This is a genomic window from Planktothrix sp. PCC 11201, from assembly GCF_900009135.1.
In the GTDB taxonomy this organism is placed as follows: Bacteria; Cyanobacteriota; Cyanobacteriia; order Cyanobacteriales; family Microcoleaceae; genus Planktothrix.
Window position 1 is genome coordinate 313,479 of record NZ_LT797711.1, and the last position, 24,725, is coordinate 338,203.

Genomic DNA, 24,725 nt, shown 5'->3' on the forward strand with positions numbered 1-24,725 from the left:
CCGCAAAGTCGGCTTTTAACTTTTACTTGATTAATCTACTTTGTTCTCGCGCTAAAATCGTATTTGTCTATCACGAAGCTGGGAAAAAGTATCGCAAAGCACAGCAAATAGTCGGCGAGTTAGAAAAGAAACTTCCCGAATTCGATGAAATAGAAAGCGAACAAAATCGAGAAATTAAGTTGCAGAAATTAAAGAAATTGTTAGATAAAGTCCGAACTAAAATGTTTAATTTTTCTCAACAGATGCGGTATTTGCAAGAAGATAGAAATACCATTGATACTAATGCTGAAAATTATCGTGAGGCTTTGACAAAAATTAAAAGTTTGTGCATTGACGGCGACAATTTAGACTTTTTGCAGAAGTTTTTAGATTTAGCTGAGAATAAATATCAACGGCAAATTGAAATAGATTTAAACTACTTAATTGCTAGTCAAAATTTGTTCGAGCAGTCGATATCTACTGTGCGAGGGATGGTGGAAATTGAGCAGGTGGAATTAGATACGGAACAGGAACAAAATGAAAAAACGCGCGATCGCCAACTTGAGAATATCATCTTTTTTGTCGGAACTGCGATCGGCGGCGGACAAATATTTTCCGCAGCCTATCCTTTAATTAAGGATACACCAATTCAATGGCAACCCAATTTTTATCTACCTTTGCATCCCTTTTTTGCGACACTTATCTATAGTGTGCTATTCGGTTTAGGATTTGGCTTGCTAACATTGCTGATAGTTTGGGCAGCCCGAAAAATATTTCCCAAGTAAACCCTAAGACCTAACCACCCACCCCCACTGTTTCATTTCACTGTCAATCAGACTATTTATTAACAATCCATTTTAGGAACTACCCAACAAGCCACTTGATGACCAGGTTCAATTAATTCTAACCTAGGATTTTCTTGAAAACAATGTTCAATGGCAAATCGACATCGCGGAGCAAAGGGACATCCTGGGGGATAATCTATTAAACTGGGTGGCATTCCAGCAATGGCTTTTAACGGTTCTTGACGAATTTGATCCAGTCGAGGTAAACTTTCTAATAATCCAATAGTATAGGGATGACGAGGATTTTTATACAGTTGATGAACCGTGGCTTGTTCCACAATTTGCCCCGCATACATGACTATAATTCTATCGGCTAATCCTGCTAATAATGCTAAGTCATGGGTAATCCAAATCACAGACATTCCCTGTTGATTTCGCAGTTGTTTAACTAATTCTACAACCTGTGCTTGTACTGTTACATCTAAGGCAGTTGTAGGTTCATCTGCGATTAATAATTGAGGTTGACATCCTAAACCCATGGCAATCATTACCCGTTGACGCATTCCCCCTGAAAATTCATGGGGATAACTTTTTAAGCGTTTTTCTGGGCTAGAAATTCCCACCTGTTGTAATAGTTGAATAGCTCGGTTTTTAGCTTGTTCTGATGTTAATTTAAGATGAATTTGTAGAGCTTCAGTCAGTTGTTTACCAATAGTTAAAACCGGGTTAAGGGAAGTCATGGGGTCTTGAAAAATCATGGAAATTTCATGACCCCGAATTTGTTGTAATTGTTGAGGATTGAATTTAATTAAATTTTTACCTTCAAATAAAATTTCACCTTGGGTAATTTTCCCCGGGGGTGATGGAATTAACCCTAAAATTGATAAGACACTAATACTTTTTCCTGACCCCGACTCCCCAACAATTCCTAGGGTTTCCCCTGGATAAACTTGATAGGAAATTCCATTCACAGCATGAATTACCCCATCAAGGGTAAAAAACTTAACGGCTAGATTTTTAACCTCTAATAAAGGAATCATTACGAATGGGTAATGGGTAATGGGTAATGACTGATAACTGGTACGGGCGGGTTATTTTAGATTGTTGTTAATCACCTAAATCTTGATGAACCCGCCCCTACAACTGGTACGGGCGGGTTATTTTAGATTGTTGTTAATCACCTAAATCTTGATGAACCCGCCCCTACAACTGATGACTGATTATTTTACTACTCGTAAACGTTGCGTGACTAAGGTTAATCCTCCTTGACGCATTAAAATAGCAGAAATCCAATTGTTTCCGGCATTATCAGGGGCTTTACCTATTTTGAAAATACCGCCAGAGGGTAAAAATTCTAATTGTAAAAGATCAGAATTGTTATAGGTTTCTGCGGTGATAGGTTGTGTAATGGCGGTTCCAATTAAAATATCATTCTCCAAAGGTTCTTGAACAATTGCATCAATATGAAATTCCTGACCCGCTTTGACTTGTCCTGGGAGATTAAAAACTACCGTCGGTGGTTTATTCCCTAAAGTCAGTTGATTTTTTTCCGCTAGAATTTCCTGTTTAATAATTTTTTCCCCTTGAATTTGTTGCTGTGATGTGATGGTTGAGGTTAAAGAAAACTCGCGATTATCAATTTTTTTAGTTCCGGTAATTTCCGTAATGGTTGTCGTGGTTAAAATATCGCCATTTTGTTGCCAAGATTGTAATTCTGTGCGATAATTAAGTTGAGAATATTTATTCCAAAATTCTTTAAGAACCTGTCTCAAACTTTGATAAGTTAAGCCATCGGAATTGGTGAAATCTGAGCCATAAAAGCCCATTACCTTTTCCACATCTCGACGGTTAGCGGCGGCATCAATTTGATTTAAAAGATTAGTCACATTGGCGGGGGCTGTTTCTGGGGTTTGGGCATTTGCCTGTGGGGAAATTCCTGTGCCTATTCCCCACAGTGTTGTTCCTAGAACTACAAAAAATAATGGCTTTGCCCATAAATGGCGCATCTGTACACCATACCTGTTCTGAAAAGATTGTCGTTGAACTATGGGGAAGATTGTCATTGGATTTTCAAGATTAAGAATAGCGATTTCGTGTAAGTTTTATGGTAGCTTAAAAAGCTGTAACACAAAGTTGAACCGATTCTAGGGGAAAAAACTTGAGTCAGACACCCATTCGCTTACTCATTGCCGCCAGTGGGACAGGTGGACATTTATTTCCGGCGATCGCCACCGCCGAAAACCTGTCGGATTTTAAGATAGAATGGTTAGGTGTGCCCGATCGCCTAGAACGAGAATTAGTCCCATCCCAATATCCCCTCCATACCATCTCTGTTGAGGGCTTCCAGCAACGCCCGGGTTTAGGAACCCTGAAAATTTTGGTCAAATTCGCCCGTTCCCTGGTGCAAGTTCGCCATCTTCTGAAAAAAGGTAACTTTCGCGGGGTATTCACCACCGGAGGCTATATTGCAGCCCCCGCTATTATTGCGGCTCGTTCCCTCGGTCTGCCCGTAATTCTCCATGAGTCCAACGCCTTACCTGGAAAAGTCACCCGCAATTTTGGCCCTTGGTGTCATACCGTGGGTCTGGGGTTTGAAGCGGCTATTCCCTACCTTCCCCGCGCCCATACCGTTGTCGTCGGAACTCCCGTGCGTTCCAACTTTCTCCAGACCTCTGCCCCCTTATCTTTTTTCCTCCCCGATGATGTTCCGGTAATTGTGGTAGTTGGGGGAAGTCAAGGGGCGGTAAGTGTGAATAAATTAGTCCGAGAGGCGGCTCCAACTTGGTTTGCAGCCGGGGCGTGGGTTGTCCATTTAACGGGAAATAATGACCCCGATGTCGAGGTGTTAAACCATCCTCAATATATTAAAATGCCTTTTTATAACGATATGGCAGCCCTGTTTCAACGGGCGACTTTAGCCGTGAGTCGGGCCGGGGCGGGAACTTTAACGGAATTAGCCATTACCCACACCCCCTCGATTTTAATTCCCTATCCCTTTGCCGCCGAAGACCATCAAACCTACAATGCTAAAGTTTTTGCCGAGGCGGGTGCGGCGTGGATGTTCCAACAAAAAGACTTGACCGCAGACCTGTTAGGGAGTAAAGTTTTGTATCTGTTACAATCACCGGAACAGCTACAACAAATGGCCCAAGCCACCGCCTCCGTCGCCATCACCAACAGTGCAGAACAATTAGGGGATTTAATCCGAAAGGTTGTGGTTTAGGAGGGACTGTATCAACAGCAACGGTTTTTCTCAGTGATTTCCGTCACACGGGGATCAAAACAATATCACATACAACTGGGATTTCACGCATACCCCAATGCCCGATAATAATAGATGATGTAGAAGATAAAGTTTTTTGAGGGTGTGGGTATGAAATTCGCAACAGTAGCCACCACAGTAGTAATGATGATTTTGGGTTTAACTGTTCCCGCTCAGGCTGAGAACCCCGCCCATCTCAAGCAGCTATTGGAAACCAAAAACTGCCCTGGATGTGACCTCAGTGGCGCTCAGTTAGCAGGTGTGAATCTTCAGGGTGCTAATCTTCGAGATGCCAACTTGAAAGGAGTTAATTTACAGGGTGCTAATCTGAATGAAGTGAATTTTAATCGGGCTGTATTGACCGAGGCAAATTTAGAAAATGCCAATCTGGTTGCAGCTAAATTACATGGGGCTAATTTAGAAAAATCTAATTTAAGCCATTCTAACTTGAGTTTGGCGGGTTTAGTGATTGCTAATTTGAATAATGCTAACTTGAGTCATGCTAATCTGATTGGAGCAAATTTAGAGAGTGCCGATTTAACGGGTGCTAACCTGAGAAATGCTCAACAATCTGTTGCTACTTTAGGTCAAGTGAAGCTACAAGAAGGCAGTTTATACGGATTTGATGTCAGTGGTGTTAATTTCCGCGATGCTGATTTAACAGGTGCTAATCTCACGGGTGCAAATTTAACCGCTTCAGACTTAGCCGGGGCGACTTTGGAAAATACTACAATGATTAATGCCAATTTAATGGATATTCGTCGCTAAGAACAAGATTCCATTTTCCCACGCCCCATCTTTAATGGGTAATGGGTAATTACGAATTACGAATGGGAATGGGTAATAGCAAAAGTTTACCTCCCCTATTCCCTATTCCCTATTTTTATCGACTATAAAGTTGATTTAACTTGAATAAGCGATCGCTTAATTCCTGAGTTAATAATTCCGAACTTTGATAACGCCAGCGCCAATTTCCATCATTATGACTCGGATCATTCATTCTGGCATCATGCCCTAAATTAAGAATATCCTGGAGAGGAATAATGGCTAAACTAGCCAGGGAACTTAAGGCTAAACGAATCAGCACCCAATTAATATTAGTGATTTCATCGGGAGAAGCATAACCCAAATATTCAGCAAAATGCTGTTTTTCTGCGGGACTGGCCGTTTCCCACCAACCGATGGCCGTATCATTATCATGGGTTCCTGTATAAACCAAACAATTTTGCATATAATGATGGGGAAGATGAATATTATTGGCATCCCCACCAAAACCAAATTGTAAAATTTTCATTCCCGGGAAATGATAATGATCTCGCAATTGTTCCACTTCTGGAGTAATAATTCCTAAATCTTCTGCTAAAACTGGTAAATCTCCTAACTGTTGTTTGAGGGTATCAAAAAATTCATAACCAGGTGCTTTAATCCATTCACCCTTAATCGCATTTTTTTCATGTCCAGGAACCCGCCAATAGGCTTCAAAGGCTCGAAAATGGTCAATCCGAACATAATCTGCATATTCCAAAGTGGCTTTAAATCGTTCTATCCACCAAGCAAATTTTGTGTTCTGTAGTTCCTGCCAATTATAAATCGGATTTCCCCATAATTGTCCGGTTTCACTAAAGAAATCAGGGGGAACTCCGGCAATATAAATAGGTTCTAAAGTTTCCGAATCTAGTTCAAATAAATTGGGATTTGACCAAACTTCGACACTATTATAACACACATAAATAGAAATATCTCCAATAATTTTTATGCCTTTTTGATTGGCATATTGACGCAATTTTTCCCATTGTTGAAAAAAGATAAATTGGAGAAATTTTTGATAGGCTATGGGTTCTTTTAATTCTTCGGTTTTGACTTTTAAGGCATCGGGATCTCGATGGGCTAAAGCGGGTTCCCAATCATTCCAACCTTGGCCCCCATGGGCTTCTAATAAGGCCATAAATAAGGCATAATCATCTAACCAAGAGGCGTGTTTTTGACAAAATTTTTCAAAGTCTGGAGAAAGGTTTTGGTCTAATTGTTCTTGAAAGCGAGTGTAGGCTTTTTTGAAATATAAGGTTTTGTGGGGAATAACCGCTTCAAAATTAACCTTGCTAGAGTCTTTATCCTCTAAGGGAATAATTTCTTGAGCTTCTAATAATCTTTCTTGGGCTAGTTCTTCTAAACTAATCATTAACGGATTACCCGCAAAGGTACTATAATTCATAATATAAGGAGAATGTTCTTCTCCTGTTGGCCCCAGGGGTAATATCTGCCACAATTTATAACCACTTTGTTGTAAAAAATCAATAAATTCATAGGCGGATTTTCCTAGATCTCCAATTCCATGTTGACTGGGAAAAGAGGTGGGATGAAGTAAAATTCCACTAGAACGTTGAAATAACATGGTCATATTAGGCTAATTTTTTATTTTCATAAAAGTACCATAGATTGAAACCAACAGCATCTTTCTCAGGATAGGGAACTGCTGAAAAATGTTAAGATTAGATAAAAAAGACTTCTCAAAAATAATGAATTTCTCTGATTGATCAATTGCAAGAGTCTATAACTATAGTAAGATTCCCCATTCCCCATTCCCCATTCCCCATTCCCTCTCTTAAAATTAAATTCTCTGACTTCTGAACTAGATGAAAATCAAAATATAGGGTAGCATGATACCCAGATTCCCAGTTTTCATCGGAAAAACCATCAAGAGTCGTCAGTTAATAGTCATAAAAGGACAATTTATTTTATGGACGCTGTATTTTCAATTGATTCACCCTCCTCTAGCGCAATTCCTCTTTTCAGTGGAGAGCAACCATTAGAACTTCCCCCTTCCCTGGGTTTGAGTGCTAGTGGCCTAGTTCCTGCGATCCCGGTTACCATACTAGAAAGCCAGGATCTCACAGTACCTGTAGACCCTAATATTGATGCGATTACTAGGGAAGGTCTCCAAAACCCGGCTCCTGTTGCAATAGCTTCAGGACAAAACCTCAGCGGTGTTAACTTCGGAAATACTCAATTAGGCTCCATCAGTGGAATTAAATTTAACGATCTCAATCGTGATGGCCTGCTAACGACAGGGGAACCCGCTTTAGCCGGATGGACTATCTTTATTGATGCCAATAATAATGGAACCCGGGAAGCAACAGAACCCAGCACGGTAACAAATGCCACGGGTGCTTATGCCTTCAGCAGCTTAACTCCAGGCAACTATACCATCCGAGAAGTACAGCAAGCCGGATGGGTACAAACCACGGTTAACCCAGCCCCAGTGGGTGTCACTGGAGGGGGCAATATCACCGGAATTAACTTTGGTAACAACCAATCTGGCACGATTACAGGGATTAAATTCAACGATAATAACGGTAACGCTTTACTTGATGCCGGGGAAACCCCATTACAGGGCTGGACAATTTTTGCCGATGGCAATGCTAATGGCATTCTCGATGCCGGAGAAGGAAGGGCCGTGACAGGCACCGATGGTCGTTACACCTTCGCTAATCTTCCACCAGGTAGTTATACCATTCGAGAAGTACAGCAATCAGGATGGACACAAACCACGCCAAACCCCGGCGCTATCGGAGTCACTGGTGGAACAAATGCCATTATTAACTTTGGTAACCGTCAGTTTGGTTCCATTAGTGGGGTGAAATTTAATGACCTCAATAGCAATGCCACCTTCGATACCGGGGAAGTAGGTTTAGCCGGGTGGACTATTTTTATTGATGCCAATGGCAATGGCACCCTGGAAGCCACAGAACCAACTACGGTAACAAATGCCACGGGTGCTTATGCTTTCGCCAATATTCCCCCGGGTAACTATGGTGTTCGAGAAGTCCAGCAACCCGGATGGAAACAAACCACCCCCAACCCTGGCCCGGTGAACCTAACCGGGGGAGCTAATATCACCGGAATTAACTTTGGTAACAACCAATTGGGAACTATCACCGGTTTAAAGTTCAGTGATACCAACGGTAACGCCCTACTGGATGCGGGTGAAACCCCCCTACCCGGGTGGACGATTTTTATTGATGCCAACGGCAATGGCACGCTTGAAGCCACAGAAGCAGCTGCCGTCACAGGTGCAAATGGTCGCTACTCCTTTGCGAATGTTCCGGTAGGAAATTATACCCTGCGGGAAGTACAGCAAACTGGATGGACACAAACGACCCCCAACCCTGGCCCCGTTGGCATTACTGGTGGCACGAATGCTATCGTCAACTTTGGTAACCGTCAATTCGGTTCCATCAGTGGCATAAAGTTCAATGATGCGAATGCCAATGGTGTGTTTAATGCGGGTGAAACCCCTTTGCAGGGGTGGACAATTTATATTGATGCCAATGGTAACGGCGTTGTTGACCCCACCGAACCAACAACCGTAACGGGAGCAAATGGTAGTTATACCTTTACTAATGTTCCTCCCGGTAATTATGTGTTGCGGGAAGTTCAACAACCCGGATGGGTTCAAACGGTTCCCCCATTACCTGCTTAGTTAGAGTAGGAAGAATAAGAATTGAGAATTAGGATAACTTCTTGTCTTAATTCTTAATTCTTAATTGCTGACACAGGCAGAGAAATTCCTAACCATTGGATAAAACGATCCAGTTCAAAATGTTTTTCCATGAGTTGATTCACCGCAGCAACTTTGATCGGTTCATGGAGACGAACTTGACCAAAAGTTCGATCAATAATTTCCACCGTTGCTAAGGTGTCTAAATCAACCGAAAGAACTGGAACTTCTAAATCTTCAGCCCGACTTAAAACCATAGGTGCCGGGGGAAGTTGACCGGTTAGAATTAAACAGTGAGTGGACTTTTCTAAGGCCGCCAGTTGAATATCCGTACGGTCACCCCCGGTAACCACAGCCATATTCACAGATTTATCAAAATACTTCATTGCTGAACTCACATTCATCGCCCCAACACTTAGACTTTCTACCATCAAATCTAAGCGTTCCCGACCACAAAGTACCTGGGCTTTCAACTGTTTAACTAATTCTTTAACCGTAACACTGCGTAAAATAGGATTTCTGGGTAAAACTCCAAATACTGGAATCCCTTGGGCTTCCAAAAAGGGTTGGATACGAGTTGTTGTAACTTCTAGTTCTTCGGGGGGAACATCATTAATAATAATACCTAATAAGCGATCGCCTAAACGTTGTTGAGCGTACAGTAAATCATCTAATGCCAAATGGGAATGCAAACGCGCCACCAACAAAACTGACGCATCTAGTTGATCCGCGATTTGAGGAACAGATAAACCAAATAACAGCCCCTCTTGTAAGGTTCTTGGCCCTTCGAGTAAAATCAAATCAGCAGAGGATGTTTGTTGATAGGAAGTCAGGGATTCACTATATTTGAGCGGATCTTCCCCCTGTAAACGCCGATAAATTGTGGTTTCATCTAGGGTTAAAATCGGAAATCGCAATTGCTCCTGAGATAATTTTAAGGTTTGAGCCACAAACTGAAGATCAGCATCAAAGGATTCATCCTCATCACTGATATCGGTAGCCAAAGGCTTACCATAAACTATCTTTAACCCTTTATCCTGGAACAGATGACCCAGACCCAAGGCAATTGCTGATTTGCCGGTGTAAGGCTCTGTTGACCCGATTAATATAGACTTTCCAAACTCAGTCACGAAATTTACTCCTCAATTTGTTATCGATTAATTCAAAAAATTATGACATTTTCCCCAGTTAGACTGAATTCTTAAAATACTCTTAGTTATCAGTCTTTTCAACAGAAATTGTCAGGGTTTGACCATAGCCTTTTTATTGTAGAGTGAATCCTTATTTAATGATCCAAATGCAAAAGTTTCTTGTAGAACTCTTGAGAAAAATCAACGGTACGAGTCCGGCTAAAATTTTGCAGAACTTCAATTAAATACTTAATAAACTCGTGGTTGCACAGGATCACTTCATAACTGAGATCGGCATTGCCATCAAACTGTACTCGACAACGGGTTAAATCGGCGGGGAAAGAAGAAGGATTTCAGGGTTGCACAAAAGGNAGAGTGAATCCTTATTTAATGATCCAAATGCAAAAGTTTCTTGTAGAACTCTTGAGAAAAATCAACGGTACGAGTCCGGCTAAAATTTTGCAGAACTTCAATTAAATACTTAATAAACTCGTGGTTGCACAGGATCACTTCATAACTGAGATCGGCATTGCCATCAAACTGTACTCGACAACGGGTTAAATCGGCGGGTAAAGAAGAAGTATTCCAGGTTGCCACAAAGGGAATTCCATCCCCACCATCAATATTGCGAGCGCCTTCCAAACTTTTTTCTTTATAGAGACTAATCGAATAGGGTAAGTATTTCCGCTTCTTCTCATCATAGTAGGGCAGGTAGACCCCAATTTCCCGTTTCTCAGCCGCTTTGAGTTGAGTCAGAGCCACTGTGGTGTCAGTCATAGATTTTTGCTCCTGCGATCGGATTACCTACTCTTAATTTATCCCATTTTTTTGGTCACAATATTAGATACACTGGTAGCAGATTGGACGAATATTGAGGGGTAAATTAGATTATCTATGCCAAAACAGTCTTGGCCAGAACAGGATTCTGATAATAGTGACATCAAGAAGCTCACCCGTGATCAAGAGTGTCCTGGTGAATCTCCGGCTCCCCAGTCTCAAATGAATCAGGAGGAAAGTCGATACCGTGAGACTGGATCATCCGTGCTTTACCCCTCGGTTGCCCCTTCGACTCAAAGCCACTCAAATTTCCAGGTTTTTCCCCATTGGTATCAAGGCCGCAGACGCAAAGCCGCCCTTGCCTTAATCTTAATTTGGGGCGGGATGATTGCCCTGCATTTTGTGTCCTGGGGGATGGAGTTTATCCTGGGTTTAACGGGTCTATTATCTATTCACGCCATCAGAATTTTCTCGGCCAAAATACCTTCCCTACAGTTAACTACGCCAGTACAACCCCAACAGGATTGGCCCTATATTTCCCTATTAGTGGCGGCTAAAAACGAAGAAGCCGTTATTAGTCAGTTAGTTAAAAATTTATGTAACTTGGATTATCCCAGTGATTGTTATGAATTATGGGTTGTTGATGATCATAGTAGCGATAAAACCCCTATAGTTCTGGAAAAACTCGGCCAAGACTATCCACAACTCAAAGTATTGCGGCGCTCGGCGAATGCCAGTGGGGGAAAATCAGGCGCCCTAAATCAAGTTTTAGCCTTAACTCAAGGAGAGATTATCGGGGTCTTTGATGCCGATGCCCAAATTGCACCGGATATGTTACGCCATATTGTTCCCCGATTCCATCGAGAATCAGTGGGAGCCGTCCAAGTGCGAAAAGCAATTAATAATGCCTCCGAAAATTTTTGGACTCGCTCCCAAGCCGCAGAAATGGCTTTAGATGCCTATTTCCAAGAAAAACGCATTAGTATTGGTGGGATTGGAGAACTGCGGGGCAATGGGCAGTTTGTCCGACGGGAAGCCCTGTTAAGCTGTGGCGGTTGGAATGAAGAAACCATTACCGATGATTTGGATTTAACCATTCGGCTGCATTTGGATCAATGGGATATTGAATGTTTATCCTTTCCCCCCGTATACGAGGAGGGAGTCACCAATTTTCAAGCCCTTTGGCATCAACGCAACCGTTGGGCAGAAGGTGGCTATCAACGCTATTTAGACTATTGGCAGTTGATTGTAAGCAACCGCATGGGAACTCAAAAAACCCTGGATTTGCTTTGTTTTTGGCTCACCCAATATATCTTACCGACGGCGGTAGTTCCTGATTTGGTGCTATCGCTAATTCAACGCCGTCTACCCTTAACCACACCCCTAACCTGTTTTACCCTAATTCTATCTCTATTGGGAATGTTCTTAGGATTACGAAGGATTCGTCAAACACAAGGGACAATGGTTAATGTTAACCCGGAATTGGGTTCAACCCCTAGCGGCAAGACATCGCCTCCCCTCTCCGAAAAATTAACCCTTTGGACTGATACCCTGCGGGGTACGGTATATATGCTCCACTGGTTATTAGTAGTAGGAAGTACAACCCCTCGAATGGGGATTCGTCCCAAACAACTCAAGTGGGTCAAAACCGTACATCAAGGCAATAACCAGTAATCACCTCATCAGTCAACAGTTATCAGTTGTAGGGGCGGGTTCTTTTAGATCTTTGTTAATCACCGCGCATCTCGATGAACCCGCCCGTAGCAGTTAACTCTTTACTGTCAACCGATGACTGATAACTCTTGCACTGATAACTGATGACTAATAACTAATAACTAATAACTAATAACTGATTATGGATTTGCTAGAGTATCAAGCTAAAACCTTATTTCGTGAGATGGGGATTCCGGTTTTACCCTCACAACAGATTGATAACGCCCAAGACTTAAAGGGTTTAAAAATTCCCTATCCAGTGGTGTTAAAATCCCAAGTCCGGGCTGGAGGTAGGGGAAAAGCTGGAGGAATTCGCTTTGCGGAAAATACCATCGATGCGGTTGCTGCGGCCCAAATGATTTTTAATTTGCCGATTCGGGGTGAATGTCCCCAAGTCCTATTAGCAGAGGCTAAATATGATGCAGATCGGGAATTATACTTAGCCGTCACCTTGGATTCCGGGTCACGGCGTCCGGTATTATTGGGATCGCAACAAGGCGGGGTGAATGTGGAAGCAACTCTCTCCAAAATTCAGCAGGTGATTGTGGATCAAGATTTTTCTCCTTTTTATGCTCGACGGTTAATCCTAAAAATGGGATTGCAGGGAGATTTAATTCTCTTGGTCAGTGCCATTGTGGAAAAAATGTATCGTCTGTTTGTGCAGAAAGATTTGGATCTCGTAGAAATTAATCCCCTGGGGATTAGTCCCACCGGAGAGGTGATGGCATTGGATGGCAAAGTCATTGCCAATGATGGAGCATTAGGACGCCATGAAGACTTAATTACTTTACTCAAAGCTCAAGAAAAATGTAGTTCTCTCTCACTGCCGATAATTTCTGATCAATTGTTTCACCCCGAACTAAATTTAGTCGAATTACAAGGTAATATTGGGATTTTATGCAATGGTGCAGGTTTAACGATGGCAACTTTAGATTTAATCATGCAATCCTCGGGAAAACCCGCTAATTTCTTAAATTTAGGTGGGGCAGATCACTATGAAATTACAGAAAATTTTCGCCAGCGTTTATATCAAGGAATTGATCAAATTACCCAATCTAAACAGGTTAAAGTTGTGATTATTAATTTTTGGGTTCAACCAATCATTCGTTCTTCGTTATTAGTAGAAATTGCCACATATTTGAAACGAAAAGCTAGAACCAGTAATTTACCTAAATTTGTTCTGATGTTAGCTGGAATTAAACCGGAATCTGATATAGAACAGTTTACTGATTTACCTGTGAATTTGTTCGATCAGTTGGATTTAGCTGTGACGGCGGCCATTAATTTAGCCAAATAGTTTTTTTTGATTAACTGTGTAAAACTTCCTCGAATTATGAATTTAACTCCTGATAGTAAAGTCATTATACAGGGTACAACAATATCACCCTCCTTAACTCATGCAGTGGTGCAAATGAAAACCTATGGCACTCGTGTTGTCGCCTGTGTCTGTCCGGGTCAGGGAGGACAGGAGTTAAGTGAAATTCCGATCTTTGATTTGGTAGAACAAGTAATTACAAATGTGGGTGAAATCGATATTAGTGTAATTTTTGTTCACCCCTATCAAGTTTTAGATGCGGCATTAGAAGCAATGGCGGCGGGAATTCGTCAATTAATTATTGTGACGGAGGGAATGCCCCCTTTAGATATGGTGCATTTAGTTCGGAAGGCGGAAATTACAGAAACCTTGGTGGTTGGCCCTAATTGTTCGGGAATTATTATTCCTGATCAATTGTTATTAGGAACCCATCCGGTTGAATTTTATCAACACGGAAATGTGGGATTATTAAGTCGCAGTAGTACCTTAACCTATGAAGTGGCGGCGGAGTTAACTAAAGCGGGATTAGGTCAATCAGTTGCTGTTAGTATTGGCAGTGATTTTATTGTTGGTTCTTCGTTTCTGCAATGGTTAGAAATTTTGGATGAAGATGAAAATACAGATGTTATTGTTTTAGTCGGAGAAATGGGGGGAACTAGCGAAGAAGAAGCCGCTTCTTATATTGCGGAATCGATTGATACACCCGTTATTGCTTATGTTGCCGGGTTACACGCTCCGACTACTAAACTTTTGGGTCATGCTAGTCTATTAATGACTTCAAAAGTTGTTAAGAATATGCTTGATCCTGGAACAGTTGAAAGCAAAGTTTCTGCTTTTAAAAATGCTGAAGTTCTGGTTGCTAAACAGCCCTCGGAAATTCCAATATTAGTTAAAAAAGTGATCAAAAAACACAAAAAATAACTGATTTTATCCCTGGGAAAAGGATCGGGTTAATCTCTGTCACCTCCTCGCTTCTACAGATTCATGATCTAGCTTCATTTGATAAAGACTGATTGTGATATTTTGATTCAATCACTTTAGCGATCGCACTTCCCCATATTATCAAATTGCCATCTTTTAGGGGCAGGTTCTCCTCAATCTCTGTGACATCAACCCAATCTTGATCAACCCGCCGCCATAGTTGTTGAAAAAAATCCGAAAAACTGTTATGAACCTGCTGCAACTGAATTAGAATTTTGTGATAACAATTCAGAGGGTGATCGCTTTCCTTTTACCAATAGTTTAACGGATTCAGACATTCCTAATAAAGCTCTTCGTCTCTCCGGTTTAGGGAATTCTTCGGTTGTTAATTCCAATTTCCATTGGCTTAAAAGAGTGGCTAAAACCAGCTTCATTTCAAACCAAGCAAACGCCATCCCAATACACCGACGATTTCCGCCTCCAAAGGGGATATATTCATGGGCTGCATATTGACGATCTAAAAATCGTTCAGGATTGAACTGTTTTGGATTGGGATATAAATCTTCTCGATGATGGATTGAATAAATACTCGGAACTAATAACGTTCCCGGTTGAAATTCATATCCGCCAATTTTTAAGGGAGATTTAACAAGCCGACTTAACATTAACATTGCTACCGGATAAATCCGTAGTGTTTCCTGACAAACAGCATTCAAATAGGGGAGTTTCATCACCCCAGTAGCATCGGTAACATCTTCTAAAGTTCCTAACTCTTGTAAGAGTTTTTCTTTGATTTCTGGAAAACGATGAATCCAATATAAAGCCCAAGCTAATGAGGTAGCTGTGGTTTCATGACCCGCTACTAATAACGTAATTAATTCATCTCGGATTTCTTCATCGCTCATGGGTTGTCCCGCCTCATCCAGCGCCAAAAGCATCATTGATAAAATATCGGTTCGAGTGGCATCAAAATTCTCTCGACGCTCTGCAATTTCGGCATAAATAGCTTGATCAAGCTGTTTTTTTAATTCTAAAAAATGACCCCAAGGACTCCATGAACCTAAATCTCGTTGTAACGCCGGAAACAAAAACGCTAAAGTTTGTGTTAAAGGATTTTTGGGATTCATAATCTCTAACAACAATTCCTTGATTTTATCATAGCGTTCTCCCGATTTTAAACCAAATACTGTTTTTAAAATGACTTCAAAAGAAATCGCTTGCATTGTCGGAAGTAGAGTAAAAGATTCACCCAAATACCAATGCTGAGTCACTTTATTTGTAATCTCAATAATCACCTGACTATAATTTCGCATCCGTTCCCCATGAAAGGGGGGAATTAATAATTTTCGTTGTCGTTGATGCGGTTTTCCTGCTAAACATAACAGTGAGTGTGATCCCAATAGAGGGGAGGTCACTCCTGCTTCTAATCCTGAATCTAACTGTTGAGGGTCAGTGGTCAAAATTTGTTGAATCGCTTGGGGGTCACTAATAAACACTTGCGGCTTAAATACCGGGCCAAGGGTAACCGTAAACATATCCCCATATTTTTGAGTATATTTATCCATGAAACCTAACGGATCTTTCATCCACTCTAAGGTTTGCAGCCAAGGGTGGGTTTGGGGGCCATTGGGAAGTTGAGCATTTACCATGATTTAAGCTTTTGTGGATTTCTGAAAGGGTGTTTTCAACTAATATAACTCATGGCTCGAAGGATTTAATTTTGATAGCAATCATGGTAATCTAATCTCGTATCTCATCTGTTTAAGAAACTGGCTAAAGATATCTCTTTGCTGAGGTAGAGACGTTATCTAAGCCGTCTACAAACCGATGAAACCTGTGTGTGAGGAGTTTAAGGATGCGTCAAGTGTGGCGTTGGGCTACAACGGTAACAGCTAGTATGGCAATGATCTTGGGTCTGGGACTGACTCAGACACTTCCTTCCCTGGGGACGGCTTCAGAATTGTATGGGGCTGGTTCTTTAAAAGAGTTAATTAACCTACGCGATCGCTTAATTCAAGAGTTAGAAACTCCTCCAAAAAATAAACCCGAACCTAATTTTTTTAACTCTTTATTTACCGATCCCCTGAAATTTGAGCCGAACGAAGTTTTATTACAAAAGTTAAAAACCGTTGAGATTCAAATGTTAGTTGAAGAACGTGCCGAGGATAACTGGCAACAAGCTATCCGTTTAGCAAATCAAGCTCGAAAAGTTGCTAATCCTGATGATCCTTCTCCTCAGCAGCGAAAACAAGTTCAAGAACTTTGGGGAAAAGCAATTAATAATTTAGAGGAAATTTCCCCCCGTTCCTTATTAGCCCGTCAAACTTCTAACAAAATTAAAGAATACAAATTCAGCTTATCAGAAATTACCGATGAATTGTTAGACGCTCGCTCAAAAATATTAGAACAAATTCGTCAAGAAAGTGGCTTAACTCGTCAAGCTATGTTAACGGTTTGTACCTTAAAACGAGACTGCGTTAATTTACGAGGAAATGAACCTCCGGCGAGTCCTGCGAGTTTAATTAAAGTTCCCGTGGCGATCGCACTTTTACATAAAACAGGTGAAGAAAAAATTAGTTTAGAGCAAAAAGTTCTGGTCGTGGGGGGTAACTTTACCGAAGATGCTTCATCGATTCAAGCTCGTCAATCCTACTCCTTAAAAGACTTAATGGGACAAATGATTGATCACAGTAGTAACATTGCTACCAATCAATTAATTGATTATTTGGGTTCCGATTATATTAATAAATATTTAGAATCCCAAGGCTATAAATTCACCAAAGTTAATTTTAAATTAATGGGTGATCGGATTATGCCTTGGCGACCGGGAACTGGAAGAAATAGATTAACCAGTAATGAACTCACGGAAATGATGGTACAGGTTTATAATTATGAACATCCCTCATCCCAGGTATTAATTGATGCCTTAAATCGTCAATATGATCGGGTCATTGGTTATGCGGGGTTACAAGGATTACCGAAAACTCAATGGTTAGGAGAAAAAACTGGTCAAAATTCCCGGGTAATTGGAACAACGGTGGCGGCTCAAATTAATGGAGAAAAATATATTATTACCGCTATTGATAATAATACAGCCAATGTTCCCCAAATTAGCACGAGCGTTCATAAAATAGCTGAATATATTGTTGAGAATGGGCAACTTTAATCAGTTAACAGTTATCAGTTATCAGTTTAAGAGTTATCAGTTATCAGTGTAGAAATGTTACAAAAGCCTGAATGCTGCTTGCAGGTTAAAGTGTAGGTAGTTGACGACCGATCTAAATTCACGAGGTTAGCAATTGCGGTTAAATACCCAAATTCAAGGTCAAGGATTTCCGATTATTTGTTTACATGGACATCCGGGTTCGAGTCAGTGTATGTCTGTTTTTACTAACCGTTTTTCGCAACGGTATCTTACCCTCACACCGGATTTAAGAGGTTATGGAAAAAGTCGCACCCGTCAACGGTTTGAAATGGGGGATCATTTGCAGGATTTAGAAACAATTTTTCAAGACTTTAATATTGATCAATGTCTGGTTTTGGGATGGTCATTAGGGGGAATTTTAGCCTTAGAATTAGCCCTAAAATTTCCCGAAAAAGTTAAAGGTTTAATCTTAATTGCTTCTGCGGCAAAACCGAGGGGAAATCATCCTCAAATTTCTAACTTAGATTATATTTATACGGGTTTAGCCGGAATTATTAATTGGGTATTCCCGAGTTGGCGATGGAATATTGAAACTTTGGGAAAGCGATCGCTATTTCGCTATTTAATTCAACAACATAATTCTATTGCCTACCACTATTTAGCAAAAGAGGCAATTCCAGCTTTTATACAAACTTCTGGGTTTGCCACTCAAGCCTTAAATGAATCTTTGAGATTAGGTTATAATCGCTTAGAATACTTACAACAAATTCACTGTCCGACTTTGGTTTTAGCGGGAGAATGCGATCGCCATATTACCGCCGCATCCAGTCAAGAAACGGCGCAATTATTACCCAATTCCCAGTTTTATTGTTACCCGAATACCGCCCATTTATTCCCTTGGGAAATTCCTCAAACAGTGCTGACAGATATTGATCATTGGATCGCTGAATTATCGTTAGGCGATCGCCCCTACTCGGAGCGCTAAAGCGCAACAACAAACTGTCTTATTATTTATGCAATGGTTAGGATATTGGGTTTACACCGTTTAATTTTAACTTTAATTCCTTGTGCGTGTTCTGCTTCTAGGTCTTCGAGATAACCAAATTGAGAAGTTCGAGCCTCTTGTTGACTGATAAATGGCCCGAAATAGTAGGTACAGTTTGGAGTTTCTGTCAGAATTTCTACCCAGAAAGCAAATCCAAAAACGTTGAGTAGGCTAATCAGAATTTCTTTCATATTCACTATCAATGATCTTGATTTTTTCAATAAACTGAGCAAAGTCTTTATCTGCAAAAATCAACCCTTATCAATGAATTTTAGATTAAACAAATATTTTAATTGCTCAGAATAGGCGAGAGAGTTTCCAGGGAAAAGTTAAATTTTTTAGATGTAACTGATCTGAAAACTCTGTATTTATGAAGCTCGAATTCCATAGGGTTGTTATTGAATGGTTTATTTAAACAATTCCAACCCTAAAGCATCCGTTTATACTTTTTTTAACTCAAATCAGGTGCAGGAAATTGTCTTTGACGATAAATTTCATACAGCGCCATTCCCGTTGCTACGGAAACATTTAAACTGGCGGTTTCTCCCGATAGGGGAATTGAAACTAAAACATCACAGTTTTGTTCAATTAAATGACTCAAACCTTCCCCTTCATTCCCAACAACTAGGGCGATCGCACCATTAAACGCCACAGTCGGTAAGGATTGTTGGGCGGTAGATGAAGTGCCATAAATCCAAAATCCAGCGGCTTTGAGGTCTTCTAAAGCCCGACTCAGATTAACCACTCTGGCGACGGGGAAAGTTTCCAATGCACCAGCGGCAACTTTCATCACCGTTGAGGTAATACCCACAGCCCGACGTTGGGGTATAATCAGACCCTGCGCTCCAATGGCTTCTGCTGTCCGAATGATAGCACCTAAATTGTGGGGATCATGAATCCCATCGGCAACCAGAATTACGGGTTGAACACTTGCGGTTTGGGCACTTTCGATTAACTCACTCAGATCTTTATAACTATAGGGAGAAACTTGAGCGGCCACACCTTGATGATTAGCGCCTTGGGTGAGTTGATCTAAGCGCTGATAAGTGACTTCATCCAGAATCGCACCGTTGGCTTTTGCTTCTTGCAATAACTTGAAAAATCGGGGATCGGATTTGAGTTGGGAAACAACCCAAATTCGACTTAGCGCTCGCTCATTTTCTAAAGCAGCTTGAACAGTACGTCGTCCATAAATTAATTCATTTTCAACATCTAAGGATTCGATATATTCATCAACAAATTCTGGTTTGACATCTTCAATAATTCGTTGACTTTTTTGGGGATAAGGTAAATAATTTTGATGTTGTCTAGGTTGGTGTTGATCCGAGAATCGGCTAGGTTTTTCTCTTGTTCTTTCTTCTGGTTGGGAAGGAGAAAAAGATTGCTTTCTTTCGTCTGAAAATTTTCGATAGTTGTCGGATTGCTCATCAGAAAATCGGTAGGATTTTCTGTCATCGACAAATCGAGACGGTTTTCTGTCATCGGAGAATCGAGACGGTTTTCTGTCATCGGAGAATCGAGACGGTTTTCTGTCATCGGCAAATCGAGACGGTTTTCTGTCATCGGCAAATCGAGACGGTTTTCTGTCATCGGCAAATCGAGAAGGTTTTCTGTCATCGGCAAATCGAGAAGGTTTTCTGTCATCGGCAAATCGAGAAGGTTTTCTGTCATCGGCAAATCGAGAAGGTTTTCTATCATCGGCAAATCGAGAAGGTTTGCTGTTATCTCGTTCTCCAGATTTAGAATTAAACTTAGAGCGAGTCGATGGTTTTTTAGAAGATTTCGATGGAGAATTGGAACTACTAAACTTTGGCATAATAATTAGCGAGATAGGAAATAGATGGTTGTAGAGATAGGGGCTTGATCAATTGACGTTAACGACCGCCTAAAACCCCTGTTTTTGTTCTATATTTGATCCCCCTAAATCCCCCTTAAAAAGGGGGACTTTGAAAATCCGTTTCCTTAATAAAGGGGGACTTTGAAAATCCACTTCCCCCCTTTTTAAGGGGGGTTAGGGGGGATCGGATCTAGGCTGTAATTAGGAGTTTTCGACTAAATTTGACAGGTTTTCCCCGCGTCATTGAGGAGCCAACAGTCAAAAATCAACAATCTTTAGAATCAAGCTCAAGATAATTAAACAATTCCTCTAAACGTTGCGGATTCGTTAAATACAAATACCCGAATAATGCTTCTAAACTGGTGGCTTGCTGGTAAGTTTGGGGATCGAGCCTTTTGGGATAACTAAAAGCAGCATTTCGACCCCGTTTTAAAACTTCTAATTCCGTTTCGGTAAGGTGAGGTTCTAGCGATCGCAAGTGACGAGCTTGACTTTCGGCGCGAACTTGAGACACGACTAACTGATGATACAAATGCGATCGCTTTGGGGGCATCAGATAAAAACTACGAATGTAGAGTTCATAAACGGCATCTCCTAAATAGGCCCAAGACGCAGGAGAAATCCGTTGAACCTGTTCTGGTGATAGGCTTTGATCGAGCATTTGATCCAGAGGTAGAGACTAACCAACAGATTAACTCGTTAGTCATTAAAAAGTCGTCGTAAAGATTTTTCCACCCTTATCCCACTGACTGAGTAACCTCACCTTATCAAGGGTGGCACTACCCAATTGATGTTCACATCTGGGCGTTTTTGATGTTTTCTATCGCATCTTCTACAGATGGCTGTAAAGAGAGAAACTTTTCCAAGCGAACCAGTTTAACAGTTTGAGTTACACGAGGATTGGAAACAATCTGTAAAGTTCCATCGTCGCTCTGTTGAGCTCTTTTCACAAGCTGCACGAGCGCCCCTAATCCCGAACTGTCTACAAAATCTATCTGAGAGAGATCCAATATAATGTGCTTGGGGCCTTTTTCTATATAATTACTAACCACCTTCGTAAAAGTGCCTTCTGAGAAAGCATCCATCAATCCAGTTAGCCGAAAGATCTGATAGTTGTCTTGGACATACCTTGTACCGCGTAGGCTCACGGTTAAATTCAGTTTCTCAGAAATGATACCCTCCTAACTACATAAAGCTTGACATCGCCGATCTAGTATAAGGGCTTTTCAAGGAATTGTCTACTGAGTTAGGAGGGAGAAAGGATTTTAATTTTGTTCTTGCTGTTGCCGCATAGCTTGAACAAAACGCTCAAACAGATAGTCAGCGTCATGGGGGCCAGGACTGGCTTCGGGGTGATATTGAACCGAAAACAGAGGTAAAGTTTTGTGTTTCAAGCCCGCAACGGTGCGATCATTCAGATTCAGGTGGGTAATTTGGACATCTGAGGCTAGGGTATCGGGATCAATAGCAAACCCATGATTTTGACTGGTAATTTCCACTTGTTGCTGTGCCAGACCTGCGGGTTGATTTAACCCACGATGGCCGAATTTGAGCTTAAAGGTTTCAGCCCCTAGGGAGAGACCTAAAATTTGATGGCCCATACAAATCCCAAATACGGGTTTTTCCGCCTTGACTAACTCTTTTGTGGTGGCGATGCCTTCGGTAACGGCGGCGGGATCACCAGGGCCATTAGATAGGAAGATACCATCGGGATTATATTTAAGAATCTCCTCTGGGGAGGTACTCGCTGGAACCACAATCACCCGACAGCCATAACTAGCTAACCGTCGCAGAATATTGCGTTTCACCCCAAAATCTAAGGCGACGACGGTATAGCGGGGTTCTTGATCTCCGGTGGCAGAATTATTAAATTCCCAAGCACTGTCCGTGGGTTCGAGCCATTCATAGGTTTTTTTGGTGGTGACTTCTTTAACCAGGTTTAACCCAGCCATACTAGGGGCTTGTTCCACTAAAGTTCTGAGTTCGCCAGGATCTAAAATTTCCGTGGAAATCGCCCCATTTATCGCCCCAACGGTACGAATTTTGCGAGTTAGGGCGCGGGTATCAATCCCATAAATACCGGGGATATGGTGCTGTTTTAAATAGTCAGGTAGGGACTGAGTGGAACGCCAATTACTGGGACGGTGACAGATATTACGGGCGATCGCCCCCCGAACCTGGGGATGGATAGATTCTTCATCTTCAGGATTAACCCCAGTATTGCCCAACTCGGGATAGGTAAAGGTAACAATTTGTCCACAATAGCTAGGATCGGTCAATACTTCTTGATATCCGGTCATACCCGTATTAAAGACAACTTCTCCAATCACGGTTCCCGGAGCGCCGAATGACCAGCCCGTATAGGTGGTTCCATCAGCAAGAACAAGTAAAGCGGGTTGTGCAGAGGTCAGGGACATTTGATCTACCTTGAATCTGGAATCACCTCAATATTATTCCAGACTGACGAATGGATCTTGTCCTGGTGTTGTGATTACATGACTTTAGGGAATGGGGAATGGGGAATGGGGAATTGAACCTGTTTAACTTCTTCAATATCCGACTACCTAATAACTAATTTGCAAGGTGACAGAGGCTCTAACTTGCTGTTCTCCACCTACAACGGGAGTGGCTGGGGCTGCTGCTACGGCATCGGCTCGATACATTACGGGCATGGGGACGGGGGCGCTGGCATTATTGACTTGAATTCCGATAATTTCTCTACTGGTTAAATTCAAGGCGCTTAATACGGCGTTAGCCTGACTTTCGGCCTCTTGGGTGGCAAGTTTTAAAGCCTGTTGTTGGGCGACGTTAATTTCGGTATCGGAGGCAATGAAACTAATCCCGTCAATGCGGGTTGCTCCGGCTTTGACGGCATCATCAAGCAGACTTCCGACTTTTTCGGTGTTTAATTTGAAACTGACGGTATTGGTGGCGGAATATCCGGTTAATCGTTGTTGATCGTTGGCATAACTGTAGGTGGGGTTGAGGCGAATTCCGGTGGTTTCGAGTTTCTCAACATTGCGCGATCGCAGTAATTCTATCACCGAGGCTGTCCGTTTTGCGGCTTCCGTTTGAACTTCCTCGGCGGTTTTCCCTAAAACTTCCACCCCTAACTGTACTTGGGTTTGGGTGGTGGGAATGGTAACTACTCCTTGACCACTAACCGTCAGGGTTCTTACCCGTTGCTCCTGGGCGAAAACGGGAGCAATTAAGGGAATACTCACTAATCCTAAACTTAAGGATAAGGCGGTAATTAGACTCCAGGGATTGATTGAAGAAGATTGAGTTAAAGACATTGTAGACGTTCTCTCAAGTACGAAAGGGGTATAGCCATCAGGATATTATGACTGATACAGAAGTTGTTTTTATCCCGGCTATTCTTCGATTTCGCTCTATTATTCCAAGATTCGGGATGAACAGTCATCTGTAGGGGCGGGTTCATCAAGATTTAGGTGATTAACCAATATCTAAAAGAACCCGCCCGTACCAGAAATCAGTCATCAGTTAAGCTCTCTAGTTTGTCTTGAATATTCTTAGGAATATTTGTTAAAAAATCTAATCCTGTATGTGTTTCAATTTCATCGACGGAAACTCGATAATCTTGCCAGTTATTTTTTAAGGAATTAGAGTTGGGGATTCTCACCGCAATAATACGGGTATTTTCCGTAATCTTCTGATTGGGTTTATCTAAAATAACAATAATTTTCCAATTCCATTTCGGAACAGTTACTTTACCTTTAGCAATGGTTTTTAGTTTACCTTCACCGCCAGTAATTATATATAATTCCTTGCCTTTTTCTAGCAATTCTCGACAGTCCTGTTCTAAATCGCTCCAAATCCCACGATTTAATGCTGGGGCTTGGGGAATAATATTAGTCATGAGAAAAGTTGTGCTATTCTGGTCAAGGTTTTTGGTGCGATCGCCCGATGGAACTAAATGACCCCGATCATAACCTGTACCCCGATAATCATTAGGTTTGACTTGATACCAACCTGGGGGTAAACTCGGATCAGGTCTTAAATTATTTTGACGTTTTACTGTTCCTAACCAAGATGAATTAAGTTGCCAACTGACCCAATTTGCTGTTCCGGTTTGGCTATTATAAGAAAGAACAAATTCAGGTTTTTCGATTAGAAAATTAGTGGGATTTTCAGGGTCAGCCGTTGCTCGACTCGGGTTTCCCAGTTTCAGATGAATCTCCGATGCTGTTGGCGGTTTAAATAGAGTTTGACATCCGGTTAAAGTCAGGAAAACAGCAAACCCAATACCCAAATAGCGTAAGATATTCAACCCTGATACTTTACTTAATTTCATATT

General features: G+C 41.5%; 22 protein-coding genes and 1 pseudogene. 9 read left to right on the top strand and 14 right to left on the bottom strand.

Translation table 11 applies throughout. The features are described from left to right. Nucleotides 1–26 precede the first annotated feature (26 nt). Complete coding sequence (locus PL11201_RS23685; protein WP_234996824.1) at nt 27–764, top strand: hypothetical protein; 738 nt, start codon at nt 27–29, stop codon at nt 762–764. Between the two features lie 59 nt (nt 765–823). Here the strand turns inward: PL11201_RS23685 and PL11201_RS23690 are convergent, their stop codons facing one another. Next, nucleotides 824–1,804, bottom strand: a complete 981-nt coding sequence (locus PL11201_RS23690; RefSeq protein WP_079681311.1) for an ABC transporter ATP-binding protein — start codon at nt 1,802–1,804, stop codon at nt 824–826. Nucleotides 1,805–1,984: 180 nt separating this feature from the next. Further along, nucleotides 1,985–2,827: a hypothetical protein gene (locus PL11201_RS23695; RefSeq protein ID WP_079681312.1), complete on the bottom strand. Its 843-nt coding sequence runs from the start codon at nt 2,825–2,827 to the stop codon at nt 1,985–1,987. 95 nt (nt 2,828–2,922) lie between these two features. Here PL11201_RS23695 and murG point away from each other — a divergent pair, with 95 nt between their 5' ends. Beyond that, nucleotides 2,923–3,987: an undecaprenyldiphospho-muramoylpentapeptide beta-N-acetylglucosaminyltransferase gene (murG, locus tag PL11201_RS23700; protein ID WP_079681313.1), complete on the top strand. Its 1,065-nt coding sequence runs from the start codon at nt 2,923–2,925 to the stop codon at nt 3,985–3,987. Between the two features lie 150 nt (nt 3,988–4,137). Then, the gene (locus PL11201_RS23705) at nt 4,138–4,794 is read left to right on the top strand and encodes a pentapeptide repeat-containing protein (protein WP_079681314.1); all 657 of its coding nucleotides are present in this window, start codon (nt 4,138–4,140) and stop codon (nt 4,792–4,794) included. 115 nt (nt 4,795–4,909) lie between these two features. Here PL11201_RS23705 and malQ read toward each other — a convergent pair whose 3' ends face one another. Beyond that, the gene (gene malQ, locus PL11201_RS23710; RefSeq protein ID WP_079681315.1) at nt 4,910–6,418 is read right to left on the bottom strand and encodes a 4-alpha-glucanotransferase; all 1,509 of its coding nucleotides are present in this window, start codon (nt 6,416–6,418) and stop codon (nt 4,910–4,912) included. Nucleotides 6,419–6,763: 345 nt separating this feature from the next. Between malQ and PL11201_RS23715 the strand changes: the two genes are divergently transcribed. Then, nucleotides 6,764–8,506 (top strand): SdrD B-like domain-containing protein, encoded by a 1,743-nt coding sequence (locus PL11201_RS23715; RefSeq protein WP_079681316.1) that lies wholly within the window; start codon nt 6,764–6,766, stop codon nt 8,504–8,506. 53 nt (nt 8,507–8,559) lie between these two features. Here the strand turns inward: PL11201_RS23715 and PL11201_RS23720 are convergent, their stop codons facing one another. The 3 genes and pseudogenes from PL11201_RS23720 to ebsA (PL11201_RS23730) all read right to left on the bottom strand — a co-directional run bounded on the left by PL11201_RS23720 (nt 8,560) and on the right by ebsA (PL11201_RS23730) (nt 10,431). Then, nucleotides 8,560–9,654, bottom strand: coding sequence for a phosphotransacetylase family protein (locus PL11201_RS23720; RefSeq protein ID WP_079681317.1), 1,095 nt, complete (start codon nt 9,652–9,654; stop codon nt 8,560–8,562). A 155-nt stretch (nt 9,655–9,809) separates the two neighbouring features. Then, a pseudogene (gene ebsA / locus PL11201_RS27585) lies at nt 9,810–9,989 on the bottom strand (type IV pilus biogenesis protein EbsA); the annotation flags it as partial. Nucleotides 9,990–10,041: 52 nt separating this feature from the next. Next, entirely contained in the window at nt 10,042–10,431 is a 390-nt protein-coding gene (gene ebsA / locus PL11201_RS23730) for a type IV pilus biogenesis protein EbsA (protein WP_200816858.1), read from the bottom strand. Nucleotides 10,432–10,548: 117 nt separating this feature from the next. Here ebsA (PL11201_RS23730) and PL11201_RS23735 point away from each other — a divergent pair, with 117 nt between their 5' ends. The 3 genes from PL11201_RS23735 to PL11201_RS23745 all read left to right on the top strand — a co-directional run bounded on the left by PL11201_RS23735 (nt 10,549) and on the right by PL11201_RS23745 (nt 14,380). After that, nucleotides 10,549–12,105, top strand: coding sequence for a glycosyltransferase family 2 protein (locus PL11201_RS23735; RefSeq protein WP_079681318.1), 1,557 nt, complete (start codon nt 10,549–10,551; stop codon nt 12,103–12,105). A 181-nt stretch (nt 12,106–12,286) separates the two neighbouring features. Then, on the top strand, nt 12,287–13,441 hold the full coding sequence (locus PL11201_RS23740) for an ATP-grasp domain-containing protein (protein ID WP_079681319.1): 1,155 nt from the start codon (nt 12,287–12,289) through the stop codon (nt 13,439–13,441). Between the two features lie 36 nt (nt 13,442–13,477). After that, nucleotides 13,478–14,380, top strand: coding sequence for a succinate--CoA ligase subunit alpha (locus tag PL11201_RS23745; RefSeq protein ID WP_079681320.1), 903 nt, complete (start codon nt 13,478–13,480; stop codon nt 14,378–14,380). 245 nt (nt 14,381–14,625) lie between these two features. On the opposite strand, the gene PL11201_RS23755 is transcribed toward PL11201_RS23745, so the two are convergent. Beyond that, nucleotides 14,626–16,029, bottom strand: coding sequence for a cytochrome P450 (locus PL11201_RS23755; protein WP_079681322.1), 1,404 nt, complete (start codon nt 16,027–16,029; stop codon nt 14,626–14,628). A gap of 206 nt (nt 16,030–16,235) precedes the next feature. Between PL11201_RS23755 and PL11201_RS23760 the strand changes: the two genes are divergently transcribed. Both PL11201_RS23760 and PL11201_RS23765 read left to right on the top strand, forming a co-directional pair. Further along, nucleotides 16,236–17,546: a serine hydrolase gene (locus PL11201_RS23760; protein WP_079681323.1), complete on the top strand. Its 1,311-nt coding sequence runs from the start codon at nt 16,236–16,238 to the stop codon at nt 17,544–17,546. 133 nt (nt 17,547–17,679) lie between these two features. After that, complete coding sequence (locus PL11201_RS23765) at nt 17,680–18,510, top strand: alpha/beta fold hydrolase (protein ID WP_234996825.1); 831 nt, start codon at nt 17,680–17,682, stop codon at nt 18,508–18,510. Nucleotides 18,511–18,536: 26 nt separating this feature from the next. On the opposite strand, the gene PL11201_RS23770 is transcribed toward PL11201_RS23765, so the two are convergent. The 7 genes from PL11201_RS23770 to PL11201_RS23800 form a co-directional block, all read right to left on the bottom strand. Continuing rightward, nucleotides 18,537–18,761 (bottom strand): DUF1816 domain-containing protein, encoded by a 225-nt coding sequence (locus tag PL11201_RS23770; RefSeq protein WP_079681324.1) that lies wholly within the window; start codon nt 18,759–18,761, stop codon nt 18,537–18,539. Nucleotides 18,762–19,021: 260 nt separating this feature from the next. After that, entirely contained in the window at nt 19,022–20,386 is a 1,365-nt protein-coding gene (rlmB, locus tag PL11201_RS26950) for a 23S rRNA (guanosine(2251)-2'-O)-methyltransferase RlmB (protein ID WP_079681325.1), read from the bottom strand. A 286-nt stretch (nt 20,387–20,672) separates the two neighbouring features. Beyond that, on the bottom strand, nt 20,673–21,068 hold the full coding sequence (locus PL11201_RS23780; RefSeq protein ID WP_079681326.1) for a Mini-ribonuclease 3: 396 nt from the start codon (nt 21,066–21,068) through the stop codon (nt 20,673–20,675). A 133-nt stretch (nt 21,069–21,201) separates the two neighbouring features. After that, on the bottom strand, nt 21,202–21,567 hold the full coding sequence (locus tag PL11201_RS23785; RefSeq protein ID WP_079681327.1) for an STAS domain-containing protein: 366 nt from the start codon (nt 21,565–21,567) through the stop codon (nt 21,202–21,204). A 105-nt stretch (nt 21,568–21,672) separates the two neighbouring features. Further along, nucleotides 21,673–22,824 (bottom strand): glutamine-hydrolyzing carbamoyl-phosphate synthase small subunit, encoded by a 1,152-nt coding sequence (gene carA, locus PL11201_RS23790; protein ID WP_079681328.1) that lies wholly within the window; start codon nt 22,822–22,824, stop codon nt 21,673–21,675. A gap of 147 nt (nt 22,825–22,971) precedes the next feature. Then, nucleotides 22,972–23,703 (bottom strand): SIMPL domain-containing protein, encoded by a 732-nt coding sequence (locus PL11201_RS23795; RefSeq protein WP_079681329.1) that lies wholly within the window; start codon nt 23,701–23,703, stop codon nt 22,972–22,974. Between the two features lie 197 nt (nt 23,704–23,900). After that, entirely contained in the window at nt 23,901–24,722 is an 822-nt protein-coding gene (locus tag PL11201_RS23800; RefSeq protein ID WP_079681330.1) for a DNA/RNA non-specific endonuclease, read from the bottom strand. Between the last annotated feature and the right edge of the window lie 3 nt (nt 24,723–24,725).

What these genes read in the sequence shown, in the direction of transcription:
- PL11201_RS23735 (WP_079681318.1), top strand. Translation starts at nt 10,549, where the DNA reads ATGCCAAAACAGTCTTGGCCAGAACAGGATTCTGATAATAGTGACATC.
- PL11201_RS23740 (WP_079681319.1), top strand. Translation starts at nt 12,287, where the DNA reads ATGGATTTGCTAGAGTATCAAGCTAAAACCTTATTTCGTGAGATGGGG.
- PL11201_RS23780 (WP_079681326.1), bottom strand. Translation starts at nt 21,068, where the DNA reads ATGCTCGATCAAAGCCTATCACCAGAACAGGTTCAACGGATTTCTCCT.
- rlmB (WP_079681325.1), bottom strand. Translation starts at nt 20,386, where the DNA reads ATGCCAAAGTTTAGTAGTTCCAATTCTCCATCGAAATCTTCTAAAAAA.
- PL11201_RS23770 (WP_079681324.1), bottom strand. Translation starts at nt 18,761, where the DNA reads ATGAAAGAAATTCTGATTAGCCTACTCAACGTTTTTGGATTTGCTTTC.
- PL11201_RS23690 (WP_079681311.1), bottom strand. Translation starts at nt 1,804, where the DNA reads ATGATTCCTTTATTAGAGGTTAAAAATCTAGCCGTTAAGTTTTTTACC.
- ebsA (WP_200816858.1), bottom strand. Translation starts at nt 10,431, where the DNA reads ATGACTGACACCACAGTGGCTCTGACTCAACTCAAAGCGGCTGAGAAA.
- PL11201_RS23760 (WP_079681323.1), top strand. Translation starts at nt 16,236, where the DNA reads ATGCGTCAAGTGTGGCGTTGGGCTACAACGGTAACAGCTAGTATGGCA.
- carA (WP_079681328.1), bottom strand. Translation starts at nt 22,824, where the DNA reads ATGTCCCTGACCTCTGCACAACCCGCTTTACTTGTTCTTGCTGATGGA.
- PL11201_RS23705 (WP_079681314.1), top strand. Translation starts at nt 4,138, where the DNA reads ATGAAATTCGCAACAGTAGCCACCACAGTAGTAATGATGATTTTGGGT.
- PL11201_RS23745 (WP_079681320.1), top strand. Translation starts at nt 13,478, where the DNA reads ATGAATTTAACTCCTGATAGTAAAGTCATTATACAGGGTACAACAATA.
- PL11201_RS23715 (WP_079681316.1), top strand. Translation starts at nt 6,764, where the DNA reads ATGGACGCTGTATTTTCAATTGATTCACCCTCCTCTAGCGCAATTCCT.
- PL11201_RS23695 (WP_079681312.1), bottom strand. Translation starts at nt 2,827, where the DNA reads ATGACAATCTTCCCCATAGTTCAACGACAATCTTTTCAGAACAGGTAT.
- PL11201_RS23755 (WP_079681322.1), bottom strand. Translation starts at nt 16,029, where the DNA reads ATGGTAAATGCTCAACTTCCCAATGGCCCCCAAACCCACCCTTGGCTG.
- PL11201_RS23800 (WP_079681330.1), bottom strand. Translation starts at nt 24,722, where the DNA reads ATGAAATTAAGTAAAGTATCAGGGTTGAATATCTTACGCTATTTGGGT.
- malQ (WP_079681315.1), bottom strand. Translation starts at nt 6,418, where the DNA reads ATGTTATTTCAACGTTCTAGTGGAATTTTACTTCATCCCACCTCTTTT.
- PL11201_RS23795 (WP_079681329.1), bottom strand. Translation starts at nt 23,703, where the DNA reads ATGTCTTTAACTCAATCTTCTTCAATCAATCCCTGGAGTCTAATTACC.